The organism is Nonomuraea sp. NPDC048916 (assembly GCF_040649575.1).
Classification (GTDB): Bacteria; Actinomycetota; Actinomycetes; order Streptosporangiales; family Streptosporangiaceae; genus Nonomuraea.
In genome coordinates this window covers 1-301 of record NZ_JBEZFS010000346.1, presented here as the reverse complement: position 1 = coordinate 301, position 301 = coordinate 1, and the positions used below count along the sequence as shown (strand labels likewise).

Annotated in this window: 2 rRNA genes; both read right to left on the bottom strand. The window is 56.1% G+C overall.

Going from position 1 to position 301, the window contains the following annotated elements:
* A 5S ribosomal RNA gene (gene rrf, locus AB0C16_RS41165) occupies positions 1 to 80 on the bottom strand; the annotation flags it as partial.
* Between the two features lie 76 nt (positions 81 to 156).
* Positions 157 to 301, bottom strand: a 23S ribosomal RNA gene (locus tag AB0C16_RS41160); the annotation flags it as partial.

Genomic DNA, 301 nt, shown 5'->3' with positions numbered 1-301 from the left:
GCAGTACCATCGGCGCTGAGAAGCTTAACTTCCGGGTTCGGAATGTAACCGGGTGTTTCCTTCCCGCCATAACCGCCGTAACCCCGCGAAACACACAAACAACAAACGCTGTTTGCAGTCTCAGAATTGCCTAGTGGACGCGAGCAAGAAAGCTTTGTGGTCAAGTCCTCGGCCTATTAGTACCGGTCAGCTCCACACGTTACCGTGCTTCCACCTCCGGCCTATCAACCCGGTCGTCTACCGGGAGCCTTACCCACTCACGTGGTGGGAGACCTCATCTCAAGGCGAGCTTCCCGCTTAG